Consider the following 3404-nt stretch of genomic DNA (forward strand, 5'->3'; position numbering starts at 1 on the left):
TTGTATCCATCATTGGCATAGCTCAGTCCGACGCTTTTACGACGACGTGACATTGCCACCCCCCAAATACGCATCTTCATCAAGCTCCGTAAACCTAGGTTTGCCGAAGTCGCCGCCGCCGTCAATCATTGAACCTCTTCCGGGTGCCTAGCCACACAGGAGAGCCGACAACAGAAGGCTCGCGGCCGGGTTTGTGCTGTGTTTCCGCACGGCGTCATGCAGCCACACCAGCGTGATCAACGTGCACTTAAAATCGGCAGTTCCGTGCTTTAGTCTCTCGATCGGCCGCGACGGCATGTGATGTTGTTAGGCGGTGCCCGAGTGCGGTCTGGGCACCACCGCGGCGACCGCACGTGGCTGCCGCAAGCGCCTATACGGTGATCATGTGAATCCATCTGCGTTGGACGCGACCGAAGATCATTTAGGTGCTCCTGATCCATAACAGTCGTTCTATGCCGACCAGGGAAGCGGCTTAGCCAGACGTCCGCTAGTTGACCCCTCAACTGGTCACGTTATGACGTCGAGTCAGCAACGAACCGGTTGATGTCGATCACCTTTCAATATCTTTCGAGCATTTTCGCAGCTCAACGGCGTACGAAGAGATCAATGCTACCGATTGATCCGCGAAGACATCGTGCACGTAACTGACCTGGGACTAATCACCGGCGCCGCCAGGGGGCCGCGCCGGCAGGGGTAAAGGAAGCATGGGAATGCTTGCAACCGCTGTAAAGGTTGCGGTCGGGGCTCTGTTGCGTCGGCGGATCCGAAGATCAAGGCAGGCCTGAGCGGTGGAGCACGCAGCGCGCCGTCGTGTCTGGTCGCCTCCTTCGTCCGCGTTCGCCGGCTTCCGGTTCCCGGCCGAGGTGATCGTGGTGGCAGTCCGCTGGTACCTGCGCTACGGCCTTTCCTACCGCGACGTCGAGGAACTGCTCGCCGAACGCGGCGTCCAGGTCGACCACGTCACGGTGTACCGGTGGGTGCAGCGGTTCACCCCACTGCTGGCCGACGCCGCCCGCTTCGCCCAGCACGCACCGGGCGACCGGTGGTTCGTCGATGAGACCTACGTGAAGGTCAACGGCGTGTGGCGCTACGTCTACCGAGCCATCGACCAGCATGGCCAGGTCATCGACGTGCTCCTCTCGGCCCGCCGAGACGCGACGGCGGCGCGCCGGTTCTTCACCCGAGCATTGTGCACGCTCAAGGTGATCCCGACGGAGGTGGTCACCGACGCGGCGCCGGTCTACTCGGCCGTGCTCGATGAGCTGCTGCCGGCGGCGTGGCATCACGTCGAGCAGTACGCGAACAACCCGATCGAGGCCGATCACGGTCACCTCAAGCACCGGCTGAGACCGATACGCGGACTCCAAACCGATCGGACCGCGCACGTGGTGATCGCCGGCCACGCCTTCGTCCAGAACCTGCGCCGCGGACACTACGAACTAGGAATGGACGCCAGTCCCGCCCTGCGAATCCAAGCCGCGTTCACCGACCTCGCCCGAGCCATCTGGTACCACGTTCTGCCGGCTACGGCTGTCCACAGTTCTCGTAACGCAACAGAGCCTCGCTCTGCATGGCCAGTACATATCGGCCGTTGGGAGAGATGAGGCGCTCGCCGGCGGCGAGCCGCTGGCCCGGATTGAGGCGGTCGATGTTCGCGGCCGCATCGGCGTTCAGGACGAAACTCTGCCCGAGGGCGACTCCGGCGGCCAAGATCGCGGAAATACCGATCATGCGAATGCGGCGGCGCGGTGCACGGTGTGAATTCATGCCCTGCAGCAGACCCCCGCCACCGAAGGTGCGGTAGTTGACCCCTGAACCTGTCACGGAACGGAGTCAACTTGATGACAGATCAACGGATGACGATCACTTTGTATGGGCATCAGAGGTGTATAACCTCAGCTCAGGCTGACTTTGTGAGATAGGGGACCCTCTTTGATGTGGGCGAAGATCAATCACGTACAGCGATACGGGCAGGTTTACTGTGACGCGTTGCTTGGGGGAAGGAAAGTGCGGGGCATGTGGGGGAAGTCAGACGGAGTCGTCGTCACGCACAGGGGCGGCCTGTGGCGACTCTGGGTGGGTGAATCGCTCACGATCGGAAGAAGTAAAATTGTTCGGTACGGCTCGGTGATCCGGAGATCTCTCGACACGCATGCCTGTTGCGCGTCGATTCCGGATTCGTGACCGTCTTCAACGAGTCACACCAGAAGCCTCTCGCAGTGCGCCCGCCGGTCGGGGAAGATCGCCGCGTCGGTCCGGCGGCGGCGACGACCTCGTTGCCGTACCCGGTCTTCGACGTGGTCTTCGCCGGCACCGACGATCGGCCGGTGAGCGTACGTGTCGACGCCCGCGGCCTGGTGCCGCCGCAGCCACCGGCCGTGCTCGCCGAGGAGGGCCGGACCCGCGGCGCCGAGGACCCCGGCACGGATCTTCACGTGCCGAACCTGGGCGGGCCGCGAGCGGTACGCATGCAGGCGGCGTTGCCGACCCGGGCGCAGCGGACCGCGTTGATCGCGATGTGCGAGTTGATGTTGACCCGAAACGGCGCTTACGCCCGGCCGCTGTCCACAGTTGAGCTGGCGGAACGGCTAGGCCTGAAGCCAGACTACGCCCGCAACATCATCAAGGACGTGCGGCACCGATTGGCCGAGTCGGGCGTTCCCGGCCTGGTCTCCACGGACGGCACGGCCATCGGGCGTACGGATTTGCGCCTGGCCCTTGCTCGTTGGGCCGTCGAGCGGGGTGCCGTGACCGTGACCGACCTGGCGCAGCTGCCGCAGCGTCCGGAGCCGGTCCGGTGAGTGGGCGGCACGGATACGTCCCGGACGAGCCGGAGACAACCGGCCGGCCGGCGATGTCCCAGCAGCACACCCGGTCTGGCGGGAGGTTCGCCGGAGGCGTCGACCATCCCGACGCGTACGAGCTGATCGGTGACGGTATCGCCGGGACGCCTGTTGGACTGGAACAAGGTTCCCGCCCGCTCAGTTGCGCACCTCGGTCAGCCCTAGTGCGTAGGCACGGGCCAGCACGCCAGTGGCTTTGGCGGTCAGCTCGTCAGCCGTGCCGCAGAGCGGGCAGGCCGGCAGCAGCTTCAGCACACCGTCGCGGGTGCCAATCAGCACCTGCTTGCCGTCGCCGGTGAAGCCGACACTGAGCACCTCGCTGCCGACGTCGTGGTATTCACCGGCCGGGTTAAGCGTCTCGCCCGGGCGCCAGAATCGCACCCGGCCATCGGAGAAGACGCGTACGCCCACCCCGCCATCGGCCGTCATGGCCACCGCACGTACCAGCTCGCCGCTGCCCGCTGGCTGCTGATGATAAACGACTTTCCACCCCTGACCGTCGCCGTGCAGCTCGGTGGTGCAGCTGATGTGCGCCGATCCGTCGCCTCCGGCGGCCACGAT

2 protein-coding genes and 1 pseudogene are annotated in these 3404 nt (G+C 64.7%); 2 read left to right on the forward strand and 1 reads right to left on the reverse strand.

The window, feature by feature from the left end; all coding sequences use genetic code 11:
* Window positions 1-788 precede the first annotated feature (788 nt).
* Together AB0M20_RS33370 and AB0M20_RS33375 are read left to right on the forward strand one after the other, a co-directional pair.
* Window positions 789-1505 (forward strand): annotated as a pseudogene (locus AB0M20_RS33370) (IS6 family transposase); the annotation flags it as partial.
* Window positions 1506-2219: 714 nt separating this feature from the next.
* The gene (locus tag AB0M20_RS33375) at window positions 2220-2801 is read left to right on the forward strand and encodes a hypothetical protein (RefSeq protein ID WP_364304321.1); all 582 of its coding nucleotides are present in this window, start codon (window positions 2220-2222) and stop codon (window positions 2799-2801) included.
* Window positions 2802-2981: 180 nt separating this feature from the next.
* Here the strand turns inward: AB0M20_RS33375 and AB0M20_RS33380 are convergent.
* Window positions 2982-3404, reverse strand: a 423-nt coding sequence (locus tag AB0M20_RS33380) for a hypothetical protein (protein ID WP_364304322.1), incomplete at its 5' end; no start/stop codon positions are given.

The sequence above is a fragment of the Actinoplanes sp. NPDC051633 genome, assembly GCF_040681735.1.
Classification (GTDB): Bacteria; Actinomycetota; Actinomycetes; order Mycobacteriales; family Micromonosporaceae; genus Actinoplanes.